A 19,558-nucleotide genomic window follows, 5' to 3' on the forward strand; every position below is an offset into this window, starting at 1 on the left:
CAGCGCGCCGTTGGATGAGCAGCCTTAAACCATGGTCCCCAGATAGGTCTCAAGCTCGTTGGCCAGCCAACATACTACCGCGCCGCCTTGGGTTTGCTCCGTCTCCAACGCACTGAAGACTTTCCACCATCGGGCGCTCCGGTGATGGATGGTTTTCAGTTGCTCTTTCCTCAACGCTCCTGCAATCAGGGGCAAGGGCAGGTCCGCCCAGCCGGCGCCATCAATAACGGCATCTCGAATCAGTTCGTATTGCGTGAAGGCGAGATAGTTAGCCGTTTCCGGTGACTCCGCAACCAATTGAGAGTCTTCCATGTAGGCCATGGTAATCTCCGTGTGGGCGATCAGCTGATCCTGCGTCACCCGCTTGAGCTGGCACAGCGGATGGTCGGGCGCGGCTACCGTTAGCATGCGCACATCGGCCAGTTCTCTAAACCATTGATAGCCTTCGCTCAGGAGTTCGGGCATCAGGCCGTAGGCGACATCGACGGATTGATTTCGTACCAAATGGGCAAGTTCTCGAGGTGGCGCGAGATAAATCGACAAGCTGGTTTGTGGGAACTTTTGTTTGAGGCGTTTGAGAAGATCCCGCCAGATGATCTCTGGAATTGCGTCGTCTCGGGCGATGCGCAGCACGGATTCCGCGCCGCTTAAATGGTGTTGGCAGCGAGATTGTATTTGGCCGGCTACCTGGTCGAAGCGCCGGCAATCCGTCAGGATCGACTGGCCGATGGCGGTCAGGTGCAGCTGATTTCCGCTGCGTTCAAAGAGGTGGACTCCTAACTCATCTTCGAGCGCGGCCAGAGCCGTGCTTACGGTGGTGCGGCTGCGGTTCAGTTGTCGAGCGGCGGCGACAATACTGCCGTTATCGACAATCGCCAGAAATGTTTTGATTTGAGATGTTTTCACGATTGCTTGGTCTCGACGGTTTTTCCGTCGCTCAGTGACTCACGCTGACGAATTGATCCCACTAATATGGCCCCTTCCACACAGGAGGTCAAAATGTTCACTTCTATAGCGCGGGAAAAGCTGGCGCTGAAATTGTCTGCGATCGGAGCCGGTTTGTTTGCGGTTGCCGGTATTGTTTGGGGCCTTTGGGTCGATTCTCTGGTGATTCTTTTCGATGGCGCCTATTCCTTTGTCAGCTTGGCGTTGTCGCTATTGTCATTGTATGCCGCCCGTTTAATTCGTCGCCCAGCAACGGAAGACTATCCGTTTGGTATGGGCAGCGTAGAGCCGTTGGTTATTGCGGTGAAGGGGCTGGTGATCGGTTTAGTGTGTGTGCTTTCATTTGCCTCGGCGGTAGTGTCGATTCTACAGGGTGGCCGGCCGGTAGAGGCGGGTATGGCGCTGGTTTTTGGTGCCGTGAGTGTGGTGGGTTGTTTGGTTGTTTGGGGTTATTTGCGTTTGACCAGTCATCGCAATGGTTCCGGCCTTGTGCTGGCTGAGCAAGACCAGTGGCTTATGGATACCGTGTTAAGTGCGGCTGTGATGCTCGGTTTTGCCATCGCATGGCTGATAGAACGCAGTCAGTGGTCAGCGCTGTCGATGTACGCTGATCCGGTGATGATGCTGCTGATCTCGGGTTACTTCATGACGGTTCCTGTCAAAATGGTTCTGGGTGCGGTGCGTGAGTTGTTGCTCGCAGCGCCAGCGGAAGAGGCCATGGATGAAATTCATGATGCTTTGAAAGACCTTGGCGTAAACCCCGAGACGGTGAAAGTTGCTAAGCTTGGGCCGAACCTGTTGCTGGAAGCAAAATTGGTGCGTATGTAAGTGCTATTCGCGCACATGTCGCTGAAAAATTTGGTTAAACTGCACTTAAGTTGTGGCCGTATAGGCCGATACCAACATCAAACAAAGCCACTTTTTTGGCCGCCGCTGATACCAACAAGAATCCGGAGTCACAGACATGCCGCTGATACGCAATATGCGAATACGAACTCGACTGCTCATCGGCGTATTGGTGCCGGTGCTTCTTACTGCGGGGGCGATCGCCTGGATCACGGTCACTGAAATCAATGCCAACGGTCAGGCAGAGTTGGAACGCCTCGAAGAAGAGCTGTTTGCGGCGAAGAAACAGGGGCTTCAGGATCTAATTGAGGCGATCAACGATGTCGTTGAGGAGGCCAAAAATAACCCTGATCTATCGCCTGAAGAAGCCAAGAGCGAGGCGAGAAAGCGAATTCGCTCGATTTCGTTTGGTGATGGTAATTATGTGTTTGCTTACACTCGCGATGTATTTAACCTAGCGTATGCGCCGAATCCTGACAAAGAGGGCCCGACGACCAATCCCGCGGTCCGGGAGCTTGTCGGCGCTCTTTTCGAAGCGGCTCGTAATGACGGCTTTCATCAGTACGAATGGTCGAACCCGGCCTCGGGCGGAGATATTGAGCCGAAGATGTCTTACGCCGTCTTGGTCCCTGGTTGGGACTGGATGATCGGGGCAGGCGTTTATATTACTGATATTGATCGGGTGTTGGCGGCTGCCGAGCAAGATATTGTCGACACCATTTCATCGGCCATGCTCTTTATCCTGATAGCTACCATTGCGGTGGTGATCGTCGCACTGATCGTGGGTTTGTTGATTGGTCGCACGGTCACGGTGCCGTTGAAAAAGGTCACTGACCTGATGCAGGAGATTGCGGATGGCGATGGAGATTTGCGCCAGCGCTTGCCGGAGGAGGGTTCCGATGAGCTGGCGGATCTAGGGCGCCGGTTCAATCACTTCGTGATCAAAATGCAAAATACCATTCGCGAAGTCGGGATCACTACTGATCAAGTGGCTTCTGCTGCGGAAGAGCTTAGTCGGGTGGCCGCTGAAACCAGCCAGTCGGTGCAGGAGCAAGGCTCCGAAACGGATCAGATTGCCTCGGCGATCAATGAAATGGCCGCGACCATTCAGCAGATCTCAGGCAATACCAACGAAGTAGAAAGTGCGGCGTCGGATGCTGACCGCATGGCTCGCGAAGGGGGTGAAACCATCTCTAGCGCCCAGGGAGCGGTCACGCAGTTGTCACAGGAGATCGAAAGCACAGCCTCCAGCATCAATGCGTTGGCGGAGAAGTCCGGTGACATTCAGCAAGTGCTGGATGTTATTCATGCGGTGACCGAACAAACGAATCTATTGGCATTGAACGCCGCGATTGAGGCCGCCCGGGCAGGCGAGCACGGGCGTGGTTTTTCCGTGGTTGCCGATGAAGTGCGTCAGTTGGCGAAGCGCTCGGCGGAGTCAGCGGACCAGATTGGTGAAATGATTGGCGGCTTTGTCGCAGAAACCAAAGCCTCGGTCGAGCGGATGAATCATTCACGCCGGAGTTCTGAGGAAACGGTTGAGCGCATTAATCACGCCACCTCTGCGTTGAATACCATTGTGAATTCGATTGAGCAGATTCATGATCAGGTTACTCAAATTGCGGCGGCTGCTGAGCAGCAAAGCCAGGTGGCGGAAGAGGTGAACCAGAACGTGGTTCGGATCGTCGATGCTGCGCAACGAAGCGATACGGGGGTCACGCAGACCAACGACGCCAGCCACGAACTGGCCCGTTTGAGTGAGAGTCTGCGAGAGTTGGTCGCGCAGTTTAAAGTGTAAAGTCATTTCGGGTCTTGCTGGGGAGGCGATCCTGCGCGTTTATTGTGGTTAAATAAGAGGTTAGTGCACGTGCCCAATAGTTTTAACAATGGAAGTCTTTACTATGTTTATGCGTAATACCTTTCTGGCAGCCCTCGCCGCAGTTGCGGTTCTCGCCAGCCCGTTTGCAGCTGCCGATAAAACGTACACCATCCGTTTGGCGGAAACCTGGGGAACCAACTCCGGTTTGCTGAGCGATACAACTCGTAACATGGCCGCCATGGCCGAAAAGATGTCCGATGGTCGGTTGAAGTTTCGAATTGACTCGTCCAATAAGCACAAGGCGCCCTTCGGCATCTTCGATATGGTGCGTAACGGTCAGTACGACATGGGGCATACGGCCTCGTACTACTACAAAGGCACCATTCCGAACGCCATGTACTTCACCACCACACCGTTCGGTATGATTGCGCCAGAGACCTACGCGTGGTTCTACCATGGCGACGGTATGGAGCTGATGCAGAAGGTGTATGAGCCGTTTGGTTTGCTGTCCTTCCCGGGCGGTAACACCGGCAACCAGATGGGTGGCTGGTTCCGCCAAGAGATCAAGTCGCTGGAAGACCTAAAGGGCTTGAAGGTTCGGACTCCCGGGTTTGCGGGCGAAGTCATGTCAGAGTTGGGCGTGGCGGTGACCAATTTGCCACCTGGCGAGCTCTATACGGCTCTGGAGCGCGGCACCATCGATGCTGTCGAATGGGTGGGACCGGCACTGGATCTTAGAATGGGCTTTCACCAGATTGCCGATTACTACTACTCCGGCTGGCAGGAGCCGAGTGCCGAAGTTCAGTTTCTGATCAACCAGAAAACCTGGGAAAAGCTTCCGGAAGATCTGCAGGAAGTGCTGAGAGTTGCGATGCGTACCGCAGCCTACGACATGTACATCCAGACCACTCACGAAAGTGGCGCAGCCTGGGCCAGCATGAGAGCAGAATACCCGAATGTGACTCATAAGGTGTTCCCACCGGATGTGATTGACGCCCTTCGCGAGACCACCAACCGTTTGTTGAATGAGTTTGCCGCGGAAGACGAGCTGGCGAACGAAATCATTACGTCCCAGCGTGAATACCTGAAGCAGGTTCGTCCTTGGACAAACATTTCGGACAAAGCGTATTTGAACAGCGTAGCTGACCAGTAAAATCGGCATGAAAGCCAAGGGGCGTTGGGGTTGTGGAATACCCCAACGCCCCTTTTTGTTTGTCATGGTTTCTGGAAAAATACGCCGTTAACCCTTTAGGCGGCGGTCGATGAAACAAACACTGCTTTCTCTGAGCAAGCTTTCCAAGCAATTTGATGATCGTAAGGTGCTGGATTCGCTCGATCTTGAGATCTTTGATGGCGAATTTATCACCTTGTTGGGCCCTTCCGGCTGCGGCAAAACCACGCTCCTGCGCATGATGGCAGGGTTTGAACACCCGGATGAAGGTTCCATTACTCTGGGTGGCCAGGACCTGACACACACGCCTCCAGAAGCCCGCCCTCTTAATACCGTGTTCCAGAACTACGCTTTGTTTCCGCATATGTCGGTCTTCGACAATGTGGCCTATGGCTTGAAAATGGAAAAGCGTCCGAAGCCGGAAATTCTGCGGCGGGTCGACGAAGCTCTGGCCATGGTGCAGCTGGAAGATTTTGCCGAGCGCAAACCGCATCAGCTTTCCGGTGGCCAGCAGCAGCGGGTCGCTATTGCTCGGGCTGTGGTCAAACGCCCGAAAATGTTGCTGTTGGACGAGCCGCTGTCGGCACTGGATTACAAACTGCGCCGCACCATGCAGGTGGAGCTGAAACGCTTGCAGCGAGAGTTGGGTATTACCTTTGTGTTCGTGACCCACGATCAGGAAGAAGCTCTGTCTATGTCTGACCGCATTGTGGTGCTGAAGGACGGCTTGATACAGCAGCTGGGCACCCCGCGTGAAGTCTATGAGCGCCCCGCCAACCTGTTTACGGCCCGGTTTGTGGGAGAAACCAATCTCTTCCCGGGACGGTTAGATAGCCTTAATGAAGACGGCACCGTTATCGTGGATGTCTTCGGTTTGAAGCGCCGATTCCGCAAACCGGACTTTCCCGTTACTGAAGGGCAGTCCCTGCATGTTTTACTCCGGCCGGAGGATATCCGTGTGCTGGCACCGGACGATCACGATGGCGTGGCTGGTAAAGTGGTAGAACGCAACTACAAAGGCAGCACCCTGGATTCGGTGATCCATTTGGCCGATGGCACCGAAGTGCTGGCCTCTGAATTTTTTGATGAAGATGACCCGACGTTTGACTATCGCCTGGGTGAGCCGGTCCGGGTCAGCTGGGTTGACGGCTGGGAATGGCTATTGCCGGAAGAGCCTACGGTTGTGACCGAGGAAGACACCATTGATGGGTAACACATTGCAGCAACCATTCAGAACCGCGGTGCTGGTTCTGGTGTGGGGTTGGTTGCTGTTTCTGGTGTTTACCCCGAATCTGCTGGTGGTTGGTGCCAGCGTGATGACCCGAGACCCGAGCAACTTTATCGCGTTCCCGGTCAATCTGGATGCTTACCGCCAATTGCTGAATCCGCTGTATCTGGAAGTGTTTTTGCATTCCTTGTACATGGCGGCGATGACCACGTTGATTTGTTTACTGATTGGCTACCCGTTTGCGTGGTCGTTGTCCAAAATTGCCCGAAAACATCGGGTGTTACTGATCTTTCTGTTGATCGTGCCCTTCTGGACCAACTCCTTGGTGCGTACCTACGCCCTGAAGTTGATACTGGCAACTAACGGGCTGCTAAACAATGCTTTGATGGCGATGGGAATCATCGATGAGCCCATGCAGATGCTGTATACCGAAGGGGCTGTCATCATCGGTCTGGTGTATCTGTTGTTGCCGTTCATGATTTTGCCGTTGTACACGGTGTTCGAGGATTTGCGCGAAGATTTCCTGCGGGCTTCCCACGACTTGGGCGCAGGCCGTTGGTCAACGTTTATCCACGTTATCGTGCCGCTGACTCTGCCGGGCGTGCTGGCGGGCGTTATGCTGGTGTTGCTGCCGGCCATGGGCTTGTTCTTCGTGCCGGACGTTTTAGGTGGCTCGCGTAACTTACTGGTGGGCAACGTGATCAAAAACCAGTTTCTGGATGCTCGGAATTGGCCCTTCGGTGCGGCGGCCAGCATCATGCTGACTCTGGCAATGGCGTTTTTGATGTTTGCCCACCGGCTGAGTAAGCGGCGTATCGGGGAGGGCGGTGTATGAACCGCTGGTTGCCTCGGACCTACCTGACCCTTGTGTATGTGCTGCTGTATGTGCCGATTGCTGTGTTGGTGGTGTTCTCGTTCAATGATTCCCGCACCGGTTATGAATGGGGCGGTCTGAGCCTGCGCTGGTATGAGGCGCTGTTCAGCAACCGCGCCATGGTACAAGCCATGTGGAACTCGCTCTGGCTGGCGCTGTCGGCGGCGACCGTGTCGACCCTGATCGGCGCGCTGACCGCACTGGCCTTGCACCGATACCGTTTCCGGGGCAAGCAAATGCTGAGCGGTATGCTGTTCATCGTGATGATGTCGCCGGAAATTGTCCTGGCGATCTCGTTGCTGGGCTTGTTCCTGATGGTGGGGCTGCAGCTGGGTTACGTTTCCTTGCTGTTGGCACACGTCACCTTCTGTCTGCCATTCGTGGTCATTACGGTGATGGCGCGTTTGAGTGGCTTTGACGAGCGGTTGCCGGAGGCGGCCCGGGACTTGGGCGCCAGTGATTTCACTATGACGCGCACGGTGTTGATACCGGTGATCATGCCGGCCCTGCTGGCGGGGTGGTTGCTCGGCTTTACCCTGTCGTTGGATGACGTGGTGGTGAGTACCTTTGTCAGCGGCCCCAGTTATGAAATTTTGCCTTTGCGCATCTACTCTATGGTGCGAGTTGGCCTGAAACCGGAAGTGAATGCCCTAGGTACCCTGTTGCTGGTGTTTTCACTGCTGATGCTGATGTTATCCCAATGGATCCTGTTAAGGAGTAAACGATGAAGAAACTGGCACTGGCCACGATGCTGGCGGTTGGTCTGACTGGCTGCAGCAGTTCTGAAGAAACCCAAGTGTTGAACCTGTACAACTGGTCGGAGTACATGCCGCAGGAAGTGCTGGATCGTTTCACCGAGGAAACCGGCATCCAAGTGGTTTACACCACGTATGACAGCAACGAAGCTATGTATGCGCGTCTGAAACTCTTGGACGACAGTGCTGCTTATGATTTGGCCGTGCCATCGACTTACTACGTGAGCAAAATGCGTCAGGAAAACCTTCTGATGCCCATCGATCGCAGCAATATTGAAGGTTTCGATAATCTGTCACCTGAGTTGGTCAATCTGGACATCGACCCGGAAAACGCATACAGCGTGCCGTACTTGTGGGGCACCACAGGCCTTGGTGTGGACACCGCAGACGTAGAAGGCGAAGTGACTGCGTGGGCTGACCTTTGGGAAGAGCGTTTTGAAGGTCGCGTGGTGCTGACCAATGACATGCGCGAAGTGTTCCACGTAGCGTTGCGTGTATTGGGCTATCCCGGCAACAGCACCGATCCGGAACAGATTGAAGAAGCGTATGAGAAGTTGACCGAGCTGATGCCTGCTGTTCGTACCTTCAATTCCGACGCTCCGCGGATGCCTTTCCTGGAAGGTGAAACTGACATTGGTATGATCTGGAACGGTGAAGCTGTGATGGGGCGTGAAGCGTTGCCGACACTGGAATACGTTTACCCGGCTGAGGGCATCATTGCGTGGTTGGACAGCTTCGTGATTCCGAAAAACGCGAAAAACCCGGAAGCCGCTCACGAGTTTATTAGCTTCGTGCTAAAGCCGGAAATCTCAGCGCTGATCAGTGAGGACATCGGTTATGCCACGCCAAACCTTGCTGCCCGTGACTTGCTGGATGAATCGGTAGCCAATGATCGGTCCAGCTATCCGACGGCTGAAGACATGATCAACGCCGAATTCCAGGCCGATATCGGCGAAGAAGCTTTGCAGGTGTATGCGAAGTATTGGGAAAAGCTGAAGTCTGGTCTCTAAAGCGGTTTGTTCACCGGATTGAAAAAGGGAGGCCTCGGCCTCCCTTTTTCGTGGCGGGGTTTCACACAATCGTCATATATGGTCTATAACTTCCTGATAACAAGAAGTTAGCGAAGTGCTTCGCCACTGAATTTAGAGGAAGAAACGACCATGAAAGCCCAGAAAACACGGAACGCGGCACTGTTGTGTACCTCTCTGCTGGCCGCATCGGCCTCCAGCCAGTTGTTAGCGGAGGAGCTACGGTTGATCACTTGGGGCGGTTACGCTCCGGACGAAGTCGTGGCGCAGTTTGAGGAAGAAACTGGCATTGATGTAAAGATCACGCTGTCGAACAATGAAGACATGATCTCCAAGCTTCGGGCGACAGGCGGTGCCGGTTTTGATTTGGCCCAGCCGAGCCAGGACCGGATCGTTGGCGTTCAGCGCCAGTTCAATGTCTACAAGCCCATCGACTATAGCCGTATCAATACCGATCAGTTACAGCCATCTATGGTGAACGCCACCCAGGAAGCCACCGCGTTGAATGGCCAGTCCTACGGCGTGCCGTCGGTCTGGGGTACCAGTGGTTTGATTGTGCACAGCTCCGTGGCGGATACCGTCAACGATTACACCGACCTGTGTGATCCTGCTGTGGCGGGCAAGGTGAGTTACCGGCTCAAGCGCCCGACGCTGATGGGATTCGCCTTTGCCATGGGGATGGATCCGTTCGCGGCATACAACGATCGTGACGAATATGCGTCGATCATGGCGAAGGTCGAAGACAAACTGATCGAGTGTAAAGCCAACGTGAAAACCTACTGGACTGGTGGCGATCAATTATTGTCGCTTCTGCGCACCGGCGAAGTGACCGCGGCCATGGCTTGGGATGCCGGTGGCTGGAAGCTGAATGCAGAGAATCCGGAGATACAATTTGTTGCTCCGGAGTCCGGTGCTTTGGGTTGGATTGATACCTTTGCTATTCCGCGTCGCAGCGAAAATGAAGATGCGGCCTATAAGTGGATTAATTTCGTGATGCAGCCGGAAATTGCCGCGAAGATCACCAACGCCTCTGGTAACTTCACCGCGTCTAAAGCTGCGGACGAATTTGTGAAGGCGGACCTTCGTGATGCTTACCGCGCGAGCTTTGACGAGCAAGCCATCACCAACATTAAGTGGTACCCACCTGTGCCACCTGGGCTGGAAGCCACCGAAGGGCAAGTGCTGGATCGTGTTCAAGCGGCGAACTGATCTGCATGGCTACACAATCAGATCTTTCCTGTAACGGGCTGGTGCGGCGCTTCGGCGCCCATACAGCCGTAAATAACATTTCACTGGACGTACCTGCGGGTACCTTCTTCTCTATTCTCGGCCCCTCCGGTTGTGGAAAAACCACGCTGTTGCGCCTGTTGGCGGGCTTCGACAAGCCGAACGAGGGCGATATCTACATCCGTGGAGAGCGGATGAACGATGTGCCGCCCAACCACCGGCCAGTGAACATGGTGTTTCAACATCTGGCGTTGTTTCCCACCATGTCGGTAGGAGACAACATCGGTTATGGCCTGAAGCGGCGAAAAGTCGCTGCGGCGGAACGCCGGAAGTTGACGGCGGAGGTGCTCGAACAAGTCGGGCTACCCGGGCTTGAACACCGTAACCCGATGGAGTTGTCTGGTGGTCAGCGCCAACGGGTCGCCCTTGCCCGTTGTTTGGTGCTGAAGCCTACGCTGTTGTTGCTGGATGAGCCGCTAGGTGCGCTTGATCTTAAACTGCGGGAGCAGATGAAGGTCGAGCTCAAACACCTTCAGAAACAGTTCGGTACAACGTTTGTATACATTACTCATGACCAGTCGGAAGCCATGGTGATGTCGGATCAGGTGGCGGTGATGAAAGACGGTCGCTTTGATCAGGTGGCGCCACCGGAAGAACTCTACCGGGAGCCAGCGACCCCGTTCGTGGCGGGCTTTGTCGGCGATAATAATCGACTGTCGGGAGACGTGATCTCGCTGGCCGACAATCTGGCGCAGATTCGACTGGATAACGGCGAACTGGTGCGCGGGCGCGTGGCCGCGAGTGACCTTCAGCTCGGCGAACGTGCAGAATTGTACATCCGCCCTGAATCTCTGGTGTTCAACGATTCTACGCCGGATAACCACTATTCGGTGATGCAGGCCAGAGTGAAGGCGACACTTTTTGACGGCGCGAATAGTCGGGTTGAAGCGGAGAACAGCGGCAGCCCGATTTATGCTCGGCTGCCTCAGGACGGTTCGGCGCCGGCCTTGACCGCCGACAGTGCAATCAAGCTGGCTTGGGACCCTATGCTGGCTCGAGTGTTCAGGGCAGATTGGTCATGAAGTCTTCGGCGAGTCGTCTGTCACTCTGGCTGTTGCTGACTCCCTTCCTGCTGTGGATTGTGTTGCTGGTGTTGGTGCCGCACATACAGATGCTAAGGGTGTCGTTTCAGGTTCGGGAGAGCTGGGATACGCTGGCCTGGGGGCTGGAACAGTATCAGAACTTCTTTACCGAATCCTATTACTGGCGGACCTTCGTTCGCACCGGCGTGATGTCGTTGTTTACCACCTTTCTGACGCTGCTGGTGGCGTTTCCGATTGCCTGGTACATCGCCAAAATGGCCCGCGGCCGGAGTAAGGGCGTTCTGTTTCTGGCCTGCCTGATTCCATTCTGGGCCAGTGAGTTAGTACGTACTTACGGCTGGATGATCCTGTTGCGTGAAAGTGGTTTGTTCAGCTCCTGGCTGCAGGCATTGGGCTGGGCTGATGGTCCGGTGGAAATGCTCTATAACGATGTCGCGGTCATTATCGGACTGGTCTACAACGGCTTGCTGTTCATGGTGGTGCCTCTGGTGACCACTTTGGACGGTATGGACGAGAATCTGGTGGAGGCCGGTTACGATCTTGGCGGCGGCCATGCCACGGTGTTGCGGGAAGTCGTGGTGCCTTGGGCCATGCCCGGCATTGTTTCCGGTTGTATCGTGGTGTTCATGTTAACCCTCGGCAGCTACCTGACCCCCGTGTTGATGGGCGGTAAAGACAGTGCGTGGTTCACCGAACAGATCTTTACCCAGTTTATTACCCGTTTTAATTGGGAACAGGGGGCCGCGTTGGGTGTGCTTCTGCTGGTGTTGTCGTCCGTGATGGTCTGGTTGGGGCTGAAATTGTCCGGACAATCTCTGCGCAAGGTAATGGGGTGACCGCATGATCCGTTCAGTACCCCGTTCACGATTGTTTGATGGTCTGTATCTGGCCTATTTGGTCGCGTTTTTTGTGTATCTGGCGCTGCCGTTGCTGGTGACGGCAGCCTTTGCGTTCAATGATTCCCCGTTTCCTTCGTTGCCTTGGCAAGGTTTTACGCTGGATTGGTATTTGGCTGATGGTGTCGAAGGAAGAACGGGCCTGTTCCATGACGATAGCTTGCTTGGAGCACTCTGGGTCAGTACCAAAATTGCCTTCTGGGTCACTCTCGGCAGTGTTGCGCTGGGATGCGTGAATGCGGTGTTGTTTGAGCGTCTGCAGTTCCGCGGCAAGGAGTTCCTGTATTTGCTGATGCTGTTGCCGCTGGTGATTCCCGGGGTGATTCTCGGGGTCTCCATTCTGGTGTTCTATAGCGGTACCGCGAACGAGGTGTCCCGATTGTGGGGTATCGAACTGGATATCTTTCGGCCCGGCATGACGCTGGTGGTAATGGGGCAAGTAACGTTTATTACCACGCTGGCAACACTGGTGATCGGGGCACGGTTGCGAAAGTTTGATCCACAACTGGAAGAAGCCGCGCTGAACCTGGGCGCGACGCCCTTGGTGGCGTGGTTTACCGTGACCCTGCCTTGGTTGTTGCCCTCGATCTTTGGGGCTGCCGCGATGGCCTTTCTGATGTCTTTTGAGAACTTTAATACCACGGTCATGCTGACGGGCAGTGATACGCCCTTGACCGTTGCCTTGTTCAACCGATTGCGAGAAGGGTCCACGCCGGTGCTGAATGCCGTCGCGTTGTTCTTGATGGCGGTATCGGGGTTGTTAGCGATGCTGACCTTGCGGCAAAACCGAGGGAGTTAATGGTTCGCGGTATACAACGAAAAACCCCGCAGTTATCAACCGATAATTGCGGGGTTTTTCAGATCAGCGCCAGATGTTGCTGTCGATCTTTTCGTGCAGCTCCGGGTAGTCTTTTGACTTGAACTGCGGGACCACGCCTTCCTTGCGTTGGGCTAAGTAGTCTTGGGTCAGTTTTACGACCGTGCCGGACAACAGCACAATGGCGATCAGGTTGATCACAGCCATCAGACCCATGGACGCGTCTGCTGCGTTGAACACTGTGACTACGGCCTCGTAACCTCCCCACACGACCATGCCCAGAGCGGCCAGTCGCAGGATTGTCAGGCCCAGGGTGTTGCCCCCTTTGAGATACACCAGAGCGTTTTCAGCATAGGTATAGTTGGCGACGATTGAGGTAAAGGCAAAGAACAAGATGGCTACGGCAATGAAGTAGCTGCCGAATTCGCCAAGGTGAACTTCCATAGCCTGTTGTGTCAACTGAGTACCGGTAACGCCGGAGCCTGGCTCCAGAACGCCTGCCAACAAGATCATGACCGCCGTTGCCGTACACACCACGATGGTGTCAACAAATACGCCGAATGCCTGTACCAAGCCCTGGGAAGACGGGTGGTGTGGTGCAGGCGTTGCCGTTGCGGCAATGTTCGGTGCTGAACCCATGCCCGCTTCGTTAGAAAACAAACCACGCTTGATGCCGTTAAGCATGGCAGCGGTGACGGAACCGGCGGCGCCACCGGCAGCTTCTTCAAGGCCAAAGGCACTTTTGACAATCAGTGCCAGTACGCCCGGTACTTCAGTGATGTGCATGGCCATAACGCCCAACGCCAACAGGACATAGGCTCCGGCCATAAACGGCACAACGAATTCAGCGAAACGAACGATCTTGCGCAAACCACCGAAAATCACCACGCCGGCACAGGCTGCAATCACCACACCCACGCCGAGTTTTGGAGTGCCAAAGGCACCTTGCATAGCATCGGCAATGGAGTTGGCTTGAACCGCGTTAAACACCAGACCGAAGGAGATGATCAGGCACACTGCGAAAATGGCAGCAGCCCAAGGGGCTTTCAGCCCCTTGGCGATGTACACAGCGGGCCCACCACGGTATTGGCCGTTGCCATCACGAACTTTGTAAAGCTGTGCCAGCGTGCTTTCGGCATAGCCGGTGGCCATCCCGACCAAAGCGACCATCCACATCCAGAAGATGGCACCGGCACCGCCCAGATACAGCGCTACGGCAACACCAGCCAGGTTGCCTGTGCCTACGCGCGAGGCGAGACTGGTACACAGAGCTTGAAACGGCGATATGCCGTGGACGTCACTTTCACGGGAACCGCGGATGGCTCGTACCATCTCTCCGAAATGACGAAATTGAAGAAAACCGAGGCGAATGGTGAAAAAAATACCGACGGCGAGCAAGCCGTAAACGAGGACGTAGCCCCAGATAATGGAGTTGAGAAAATCGACAATTGCGGTCATCGACAAGCGCCTTGTGGGTTGTGAATGATGATTAACCTAGAGGCGAGGCAGTTTAGCACGGTGAAATTTTACGCAGCTTGCGGATATCCGTGATAGCCCGGCAGCAAAAAATCTGCTGCCGGGTGGTGTTCTGAAGGAGGGGGTGGCGTTGTCAGACCACCAGTACCGGGCACTTAGCCTGGGAGGCTACCCGGTGCGAGACGCTGCCCAGAAACATTCCGTCTTTGTCGGTGTTGGTGCCCTTGGTGCCGACGACAATCAGGTCGGCTTCTTTGTCCTGGGCGAACTTCACAATGACTTTCGACGGTCGGCCCGCTTTCACAAAGCCGCGGACCTTGGTGGCGCCATGTTCCTTGGCAAACTCTTTGGCGTGGTTAACCACGCCTTTCGCGTATTCCGACAGCACCTTGTCCGGAATGTCCATATCATCTGGCCGCCCTATTGATAGGGAGGCCTCAAACAGGCTGTGGTGTTTGTAAACGCAGAGGATGAAAATCTCCACGTCTGGCATCAGCTGTTGTAGCCCAATCGCCTTATCCAGTGCCCTCAGCGAAGTTTTGGAGCCATCAACGGCCGCCAGAATTCGTTTAAACATAGCAGTCTCCTGTTATTGGCCGGCAATCCGGCTTACTGCGGGTAAGCCAGATCCCTCAGGAACAACGCAATTTGCGGGAAGGCGATAATCAATCCAGCCGCCGCCACCAGCATGAAGATGAACGGTGGCGTGCCACGGATAACCTCCAGATAGGGCCGTTTGAAGATGGCGATGGCGGTGAATATATCGCAGCCGAACGGCGGTGTTGCCGAGCCAATTGCCACCTGCAAAGTGATCAATACACCGACCAGAACGGGGTCAAGGCCGGTGGACTGGATTGCAGGTGCGAAAATCGGGGTGAGTACCAAGATCACCACAATCGGGTCCACAAACATGCAGGCAACGAAGAAAGCGATACAAATCGCGATCAGCACGCCAACCGGGCCGGCTTCGTTGACGCCGACGGATTCCAGGATGGCTTGAGGAATCTGGGCAAAGGAAATGATCCAGGAGAAACCATTACCAACCGCGACCAAAATGAACACCACCGCTGTGATCAGGCCAGTGGATTTGGCGATCCGGTAAATGTCATTGAGTTTAAGCGAGCGGAAAACCACGAATTCCAGCAAGAACGCGTAAAGCACGCAAACGGCCGCCGCTTCTGTTGGACTGAAGATCCCGCCATAGATGCCACCGACAATAATGACCGGGAACATCATAGGCCATGAGGCATCCCGCACAGACAGAGCGCGTTGTTTCCAGCTGGCTTTTGCTTCCGTTGGCACGTCGTTCTTGTAGGCGTAAATCAGGCAGTACACCGAAAACATAAGCAAGATCAGAAGGCCCGGACCAATGCCGGCGATAAATAATTCTGCAATGGAGGTTTCGGAGATAACGCCGTAGATGATCATTCCGATACTGGGCGGAATCAGGAAGGCAATGTCACTGGCGTTGATGATCAGCGCCAGCGTAAAAGAGTCAGAGTAGCCAGCTTTCAGCATTTTTGGGCGCAGCGGAGAGCCCACGGCAACGACTGTTGCCTGAGTAGAGCCCGAGACTGCCCCGAACAGGGTGCATGAAGTGGCGGTGCTGATCGCCAGGCCGCCTTTAACGTGGCCAATAAACGACATAACCATGTTGATCAGCCGGTCGGCTGACTGGCCGCGGGTCATGATGTCTGCGGCCAGAATAAACATGGGTACGGCGATTAACGACGCCGGCCGGATGCCACCCATCATTTGCTGGATGAAAGTGCCCATCTGGCCGAAACCGTCAAACATCATTACAAAGCCAACCACCGCAGCGGTGATCAGCGGAATCATCATCGGGAAGCCCAGAAGCAGCAGCCCGATCATGATGAGCATCATAGTAGTTGCCATAGTATGCGTGTCCTCAACCTTCCAGGTTTCTGCTGCTGTTAAACTTCCGATTCTGTGTCGGCATAACCGTCAACCACCCCTGTTGAAAGGTAAACGTCCTTGCTGGTGAAGTTTTTGATGGCGGTGAGGAAGTACTGAATACCAGTGATAGCAAAACCGATCGGTGCCCAAACGTAAATCCACCAGATAGGTAAGCCCAGCGCAGGCAGGATTCGGCCTCGGCCGTGCAAGGTTTCTATGTATCCGTAGGAGTAGTAACACAGGAAAAACATCACCACTGAGGTAAAGAGAGCGATGATGATCATCAGAACTTTTCGACCGCTGGCCGGAAAAGCATCGTAGACCGCAGACATGCGAATATGGCGGCCGTGCCGGGCGGCATAACCAATGCCGGCAAAGGTGATCAGAATGATGAGAATTCGATTGATTTCGCCGGAGAAAAACAAGCCTTCTCCAAACACGAAGCGGCCAATCACGTTAGTACAGGTGTTGATGGCCATCAGGATAACGCCAGCGGCAAGCATCACCGCTTCGGTTTTGGCAATCCACTCGTCGATGGTGCCAAGAATGCCGGGCAAGCCGGATTCGTAGGTGCCGGTATCGTCTTCAACAGCCTCTTGGGGATGCTCAGACATGGGTGTTGCTCCACAACTGATTGCTCCCGGCCGGCAAAGACCCCGGCGGGGCGGGTTTAATCCTTAGCCGGACAACAAAGGGTGGCCTCAGCCACCCTTTGAATCCTGCTCTTTATTCGCCTTGGACGGCTTCCAGGTCGGTTTTGAACTGTTCCAGAAGGTCCTTGCCACGTTCACCGGTCATTTCAATGAACTTCTCTTCAACCTGCGGCGCGCGGGCGCGGAAGGCTTCGATCTGCTCATCGTTCAGGCGGGTAACGGTGACCTCGTCACTCTTCGAGGTAATCTTTTCCAGAGCTTCGTCGGCCAGGCCATCGATGTGCTCGATGATTTCTTCGAAGGCATAGTCGGCGGCATCCTGAACCAGTTTCTTGTCATCGTCAGACAAGCCGTTGTAGAAGTTCTGGTTGGCCATCATGGCGGTGGTGAACCAGCCGTGTCCGGTGAAAACCAGGTTCGGAGAGACTTCGTACAGGCCGCCTGACTCAATCCAGAAAATCGGGTTTTCCTGGCCTTGAATCATGTTGGTTTGCAGAGCACCATACACTTCACCCCAAGGGAGTGGGGTCGGGGTAGCGCCGAACGCCGAGTAGGTTTCAGACAACAGTGGGTTGGTCATAACCCGAATTTTTTTGTTGTTCAGCTCTTCAGGTGAGGTGACCGGCTCGTCAACGGTGACCACCATTTCCCCTTCAGGATACATCTGCAGCAGTTCCAGGCCCTGCTCTGAATACAACGCAGGGAAGTCCTGGTTGATCGCCTTGGATTCACGGAAGAATTCGATCACCGTGTCCATGTCGGTGGGCATCAAATAGGGGATAAAGAAAATCTGGGCTTCAGGAATCAGAGAGCCGGTGAAGCCAGGAGACTGGTTCACAAAATTGAGGATGCCAGCTTGGGTTTGCTCCATGATGTCGTCCGACTCACCCAGCTCACCAAAGCGGAATATTTGCAGCGTGTGGTCAGAGTTTTCTTCGATGTACTCTTTGAATTTGTAGGCGTAGACGTCTTGAACATCACCCTCGTATTCTTCGTGGGCGTAACGCCAGTTGGCTGCATTTACCGCGTTAGCAGCCGTCAGTCCGGCAAAAGCCAATGCAGAAACACCGACCAGTTTCCGGAATTTGTTTGTGCTGTTCATTGCGTGATCTCCGCTCGCTTCTGTTCGTTAGTTCCTTGTTAACCTTATAAAGACTGGCAAAACAAAGCGCTTTTCGCAAGGAATTGCCCAAAATTAGAAAATATGAGTAAGTGAACGAACGGAATCTGCAAGGTTCTGATTTTAGTCTGGATTCTTCTCTTGTAGACACGTTGTCATGAAATGACGAAATTCCCTGACGACCCTGTCCACGCTGTGTTCAAGCCGATGACCATCGGGAAGTACCAGCGTTTCCAAACCCTGCTGGTGCGCCAGATCAAGCACCGGCATGACGGGAACGACATCGTCATTCCAGCCATGAATAATTTGGCTGTGGTTGGCTCGAATGGTTGGGCTGGATTGCGGGTATTTCGCCAATGCCAGCGCTGGCGCCAGCAGAAAACAACCTAATACCGGGGTGTGCGAGCTGGTCTGAGCGCAGACCCAACCACCCATACTGGAGCCCGCCAAAATGGTCCGTTCCGGGACGGCACCCGCTGCAGTGATAGCTTCCTGCATTTGCTGGAGACGGGTTGCCGGGTCTTTGGTGCTGGTGTGATCAATTGCATGCGCAAAAACGCCGGGAAACTCTTCAGCCACGGCTTTCATGGCCTGAACTTTGGTACCGTTCGGGCCGCTTTCGAGCCCGTGTGAAAGAAAGACGAAAAAGCGAGGATCAGTCATTGGCCAAACTTCCAGCGAGAATGTCGAGAGCGTGCCGGCGCTTTTCCGGCTCATAGATATCAACGGTAAACATCAGTTCTTCTACCTGAATGTCGGAGAGCAGTTCGTCCAGTTGCTGTTTGATGTCACTCGAATTCCCGAGTACCTGCAGACCGAGAAAGTCTCTCACGCCGGCTTCTTCGGCGGCGTTCCACAGGCCTTCCATGGAGTCGACGGGAGGCTTCATCCACAAAGGTTGGCCACGGAACAGCGAAAGAATGCGCTGGTAGCTGGTGGTGGTCAGGTGTTTCGATTCATCCATAGAATCAGCCGGTACGGCAGGGATTGCGAGCATAGCGTAGGGCTTGTGCAGCTGCTTCGACGGTTGGAAGTTGTCGCGGTACACTCGCAGTGCTTCCCGGTACAAGCGGGGGGCGAAATGCCCAGCAAAGGCATAGGGCAACCCGCGCATCGCGGCAAGTTGTGCGCTATAGAGGCTCGAGCCCAACAGCCAAATGGGCACGTTGGTGCCCGCGCCCGGAATGGCTTTGACCTGTTGGCTTGGCTGCAATGGGCCAAGCAGGCTTTGCAGGTGTGCAACATCTTGCGGGAACTGGTCGGCCCCGATGCCTTCCCGGCGCAGTGCTCGGGCTGTTATCTGATCTGTGCCCGGTGCGCGGCCAAGCCCGAGATCAATGCGGCCCGGGTAGAGGCATTCCAGCGTGCCAAACTGTTCGGCAATGACCAGAGGCGGGTGATTCGGCAACATAACACCGCCAGAGCCGACCCGAATGCAGTTGGTTTTACTGGCAATGTGGCCCACTAGTACCGAGGTAGCCGAACTGGTGATGCCTTCCATGTTGTGATGCTCGGCCAGCCAGAAACGTTTGAAACCCAATGTTTCAGCGTGTTGCGCGTAGGCTACGCTGTTGGCCAGTGTGGCGGATACGGAATCACCTTCGCGCACGGAGGCCAGTTCAAGCAGGGAATATTCGAGTTTTCTGGACATGGGACTCCCGAGTGGTGGAAAGGTACGGCGTC

19 protein-coding genes are annotated in these 19,558 nt (G+C 54.8%); 11 read left to right on the forward strand and 8 right to left on the reverse strand.

Annotation, left to right across the window (positions count from 1 at the left end):
- Positions 1-24: 24 nt before the first annotated feature.
- Positions 25-906: a LysR family transcriptional regulator gene (locus VOI14_RS01110; RefSeq protein ID WP_323750174.1), complete on the reverse strand. Its 882-nt coding sequence runs from the start codon at positions 904-906 to the stop codon at positions 25-27.
- Positions 907-999: 93 nt separating this feature from the next.
- On the opposite strand from VOI14_RS01110, the gene VOI14_RS01115 reads away from it, so the two are divergent.
- The 11 genes from VOI14_RS01115 (at position 1,000) to VOI14_RS01165 (ending at position 12,691) form a co-directional block, all read left to right on the forward strand.
- On the forward strand, positions 1,000-1,773 hold the full coding sequence (locus VOI14_RS01115; protein ID WP_323750175.1) for a cation diffusion facilitator family transporter: 774 nt from the start codon (positions 1,000-1,002) through the stop codon (positions 1,771-1,773).
- Positions 1,774-1,909: 136 nt separating this feature from the next.
- Positions 1,910-3,589 carry a methyl-accepting chemotaxis protein gene (locus tag VOI14_RS01120; RefSeq protein WP_323750176.1) on the forward strand — a complete coding sequence of 560 codons (1,680 nt, stop codon included), beginning with the start codon at positions 1,910-1,912 and terminating at the stop codon, positions 3,587-3,589.
- A 103-nt stretch (positions 3,590-3,692) separates the two neighbouring features.
- A complete protein-coding gene (locus VOI14_RS01125; protein WP_323750177.1) occupies positions 3,693-4,763 on the forward strand; it encodes a TRAP transporter substrate-binding protein in 1,071 nt (356 codons plus the stop codon).
- 109 nt (positions 4,764-4,872) lie between these two features.
- Entirely contained in the window at positions 4,873-5,994 is a 1,122-nt protein-coding gene (gene potA, locus VOI14_RS01130) for a spermidine/putrescine ABC transporter ATP-binding protein PotA (protein ID WP_323750178.1), read from the forward strand.
- Positions 5,987-6,844, forward strand: coding sequence for a spermidine/putrescine ABC transporter permease PotB (gene potB / locus VOI14_RS01135; protein WP_323750179.1), 858 nt, complete (start codon positions 5,987-5,989; stop codon positions 6,842-6,844). The genes potA and potB overlap by 8 nt, the downstream gene beginning before the upstream one ends.
- Complete coding sequence (gene potC, locus VOI14_RS01140) at positions 6,841-7,611, forward strand: spermidine/putrescine ABC transporter permease PotC (protein WP_323750180.1); 771 nt, start codon at positions 6,841-6,843, stop codon at positions 7,609-7,611. The genes potB and potC overlap by 4 nt, the downstream gene beginning before the upstream one ends.
- Positions 7,608-8,648 carry an extracellular solute-binding protein gene (locus VOI14_RS01145; RefSeq protein ID WP_323750181.1) on the forward strand — a complete coding sequence of 347 codons (1,041 nt, stop codon included), beginning with the start codon at positions 7,608-7,610 and terminating at the stop codon, positions 8,646-8,648. Before potC ends, VOI14_RS01145 begins: the two co-directional genes overlap by 4 nt.
- Positions 8,649-8,798: 150 nt before the next feature.
- A complete protein-coding gene (locus VOI14_RS01150) occupies positions 8,799-9,875 on the forward strand; it encodes an extracellular solute-binding protein (protein WP_323750182.1) in 1,077 nt (358 codons plus the stop codon).
- Between the two features lie 5 nt (positions 9,876-9,880).
- Positions 9,881-10,975: an ABC transporter ATP-binding protein gene (locus VOI14_RS01155; protein ID WP_323750183.1), complete on the forward strand. Its 1,095-nt coding sequence runs from the start codon at positions 9,881-9,883 to the stop codon at positions 10,973-10,975.
- Positions 10,972-11,832 (forward strand): ABC transporter permease, encoded by an 861-nt coding sequence (locus VOI14_RS01160; RefSeq protein WP_247063858.1) that lies wholly within the window; start codon positions 10,972-10,974, stop codon positions 11,830-11,832. Before VOI14_RS01155 ends, VOI14_RS01160 begins: the two co-directional genes overlap by 4 nt.
- 4 nt (positions 11,833-11,836) lie before the next feature.
- Complete coding sequence (locus tag VOI14_RS01165; RefSeq protein WP_323750184.1) at positions 11,837-12,691, forward strand: ABC transporter permease; 855 nt, start codon at positions 11,837-11,839, stop codon at positions 12,689-12,691.
- Positions 12,692-12,754: 63 nt separating this feature from the next.
- Here the strand turns inward: VOI14_RS01165 and VOI14_RS01170 are convergent, their stop codons facing one another.
- The 7 genes from VOI14_RS01170 to VOI14_RS01200 all read right to left on the reverse strand — a co-directional run bounded on the left by VOI14_RS01170 (position 12,755) and on the right by VOI14_RS01200 (position 19,526).
- Complete coding sequence (locus tag VOI14_RS01170; protein ID WP_323750185.1) at positions 12,755-14,167, reverse strand: sodium:alanine symporter family protein; 1,413 nt, start codon at positions 14,165-14,167, stop codon at positions 12,755-12,757.
- Positions 14,168-14,318: 151 nt separating this feature from the next.
- Positions 14,319-14,762 (reverse strand): universal stress protein, encoded by a 444-nt coding sequence (locus tag VOI14_RS01175; protein ID WP_323750186.1) that lies wholly within the window; start codon positions 14,760-14,762, stop codon positions 14,319-14,321.
- 32 nt (positions 14,763-14,794) lie between these two features.
- Positions 14,795-16,081 carry a TRAP transporter large permease gene (locus VOI14_RS01180; protein WP_323750187.1) on the reverse strand — a complete coding sequence of 429 codons (1,287 nt, stop codon included), beginning with the start codon at positions 16,079-16,081 and terminating at the stop codon, positions 14,795-14,797.
- A 38-nt stretch (positions 16,082-16,119) separates the two neighbouring features.
- A complete protein-coding gene (locus VOI14_RS01185) occupies positions 16,120-16,716 on the reverse strand; it encodes a TRAP transporter small permease (RefSeq protein ID WP_323750188.1) in 597 nt (198 codons plus the stop codon).
- 112 nt (positions 16,717-16,828) lie between these two features.
- The gene (gene dctP, locus VOI14_RS01190) at positions 16,829-17,857 is read right to left on the reverse strand and encodes a TRAP transporter substrate-binding protein DctP (RefSeq protein WP_323750189.1); all 1,029 of its coding nucleotides are present in this window, start codon (positions 17,855-17,857) and stop codon (positions 16,829-16,831) included.
- Positions 17,858-17,998: 141 nt separating this feature from the next.
- Positions 17,999-18,538 carry a YqiA/YcfP family alpha/beta fold hydrolase gene (locus VOI14_RS01195; RefSeq protein WP_323750190.1) on the reverse strand — a complete coding sequence of 180 codons (540 nt, stop codon included), beginning with the start codon at positions 18,536-18,538 and terminating at the stop codon, positions 17,999-18,001.
- On the reverse strand, positions 18,531-19,526 hold the full coding sequence (locus tag VOI14_RS01200; RefSeq protein WP_323750191.1) for an LLM class flavin-dependent oxidoreductase: 996 nt from the start codon (positions 19,524-19,526) through the stop codon (positions 18,531-18,533). The genes VOI14_RS01195 and VOI14_RS01200 overlap by 8 nt, the downstream gene beginning before the upstream one ends.
- Between the last annotated feature and the right edge of the window lie 32 nt (positions 19,527-19,558).

It is taken from the genome of Marinobacter sp., from assembly GCF_034669625.1.
Lineage (GTDB): Bacteria > Pseudomonadota > Gammaproteobacteria > Pseudomonadales > Oleiphilaceae > Marinobacter.

What these genes read in the sequence shown, in the direction of transcription:
- VOI14_RS01115 (WP_323750175.1), top strand. Translation starts at nt 1,000, where the DNA reads ATGTTCACTTCTATAGCGCGGGAAAAGCTGGCGCTGAAATTGTCTGCG.
- VOI14_RS01120 (WP_323750176.1), top strand. Translation starts at nt 1,910, where the DNA reads ATGCCGCTGATACGCAATATGCGAATACGAACTCGACTGCTCATCGGC.
- VOI14_RS01125 (WP_323750177.1), top strand. Translation starts at nt 3,693, where the DNA reads ATGTTTATGCGTAATACCTTTCTGGCAGCCCTCGCCGCAGTTGCGGTT.
- potA (WP_323750178.1), top strand. Translation starts at nt 4,873, where the DNA reads ATGAAACAAACACTGCTTTCTCTGAGCAAGCTTTCCAAGCAATTTGAT.
- potB (WP_323750179.1), top strand. Translation starts at nt 5,987, where the DNA reads ATGGGTAACACATTGCAGCAACCATTCAGAACCGCGGTGCTGGTTCTG.
- potC (WP_323750180.1), top strand. Translation starts at nt 6,841, where the DNA reads ATGAACCGCTGGTTGCCTCGGACCTACCTGACCCTTGTGTATGTGCTG.
- VOI14_RS01145 (WP_323750181.1), top strand. Translation starts at nt 7,608, where the DNA reads ATGAAGAAACTGGCACTGGCCACGATGCTGGCGGTTGGTCTGACTGGC.
- VOI14_RS01150 (WP_323750182.1), top strand. Translation starts at nt 8,799, where the DNA reads ATGAAAGCCCAGAAAACACGGAACGCGGCACTGTTGTGTACCTCTCTG.
- VOI14_RS01155 (WP_323750183.1), top strand. Translation starts at nt 9,881, where the DNA reads ATGGCTACACAATCAGATCTTTCCTGTAACGGGCTGGTGCGGCGCTTC.
- VOI14_RS01160 (WP_247063858.1), top strand. Translation starts at nt 10,972, where the DNA reads ATGAAGTCTTCGGCGAGTCGTCTGTCACTCTGGCTGTTGCTGACTCCC.
- VOI14_RS01165 (WP_323750184.1), top strand. Translation starts at nt 11,837, where the DNA reads ATGATCCGTTCAGTACCCCGTTCACGATTGTTTGATGGTCTGTATCTG.
- VOI14_RS01170 (WP_323750185.1), bottom strand. Translation starts at nt 14,167, where the DNA reads ATGACCGCAATTGTCGATTTTCTCAACTCCATTATCTGGGGCTACGTC.
- VOI14_RS01175 (WP_323750186.1), bottom strand. Translation starts at nt 14,762, where the DNA reads ATGTTTAAACGAATTCTGGCGGCCGTTGATGGCTCCAAAACTTCGCTG.
- VOI14_RS01180 (WP_323750187.1), bottom strand. Translation starts at nt 16,081, where the DNA reads ATGGCAACTACTATGATGCTCATCATGATCGGGCTGCTGCTTCTGGGC.
- VOI14_RS01185 (WP_323750188.1), bottom strand. Translation starts at nt 16,716, where the DNA reads ATGTCTGAGCATCCCCAAGAGGCTGTTGAAGACGATACCGGCACCTAC.
- dctP (WP_323750189.1), bottom strand. Translation starts at nt 17,857, where the DNA reads ATGAACAGCACAAACAAATTCCGGAAACTGGTCGGTGTTTCTGCATTG.
- VOI14_RS01195 (WP_323750190.1), bottom strand. Translation starts at nt 18,538, where the DNA reads ATGACTGATCCTCGCTTTTTCGTCTTTCTTTCACACGGGCTCGAAAGC.
- VOI14_RS01200 (WP_323750191.1), bottom strand. Translation starts at nt 19,526, where the DNA reads ATGTCCAGAAAACTCGAATATTCCCTGCTTGAACTGGCCTCCGTGCGC.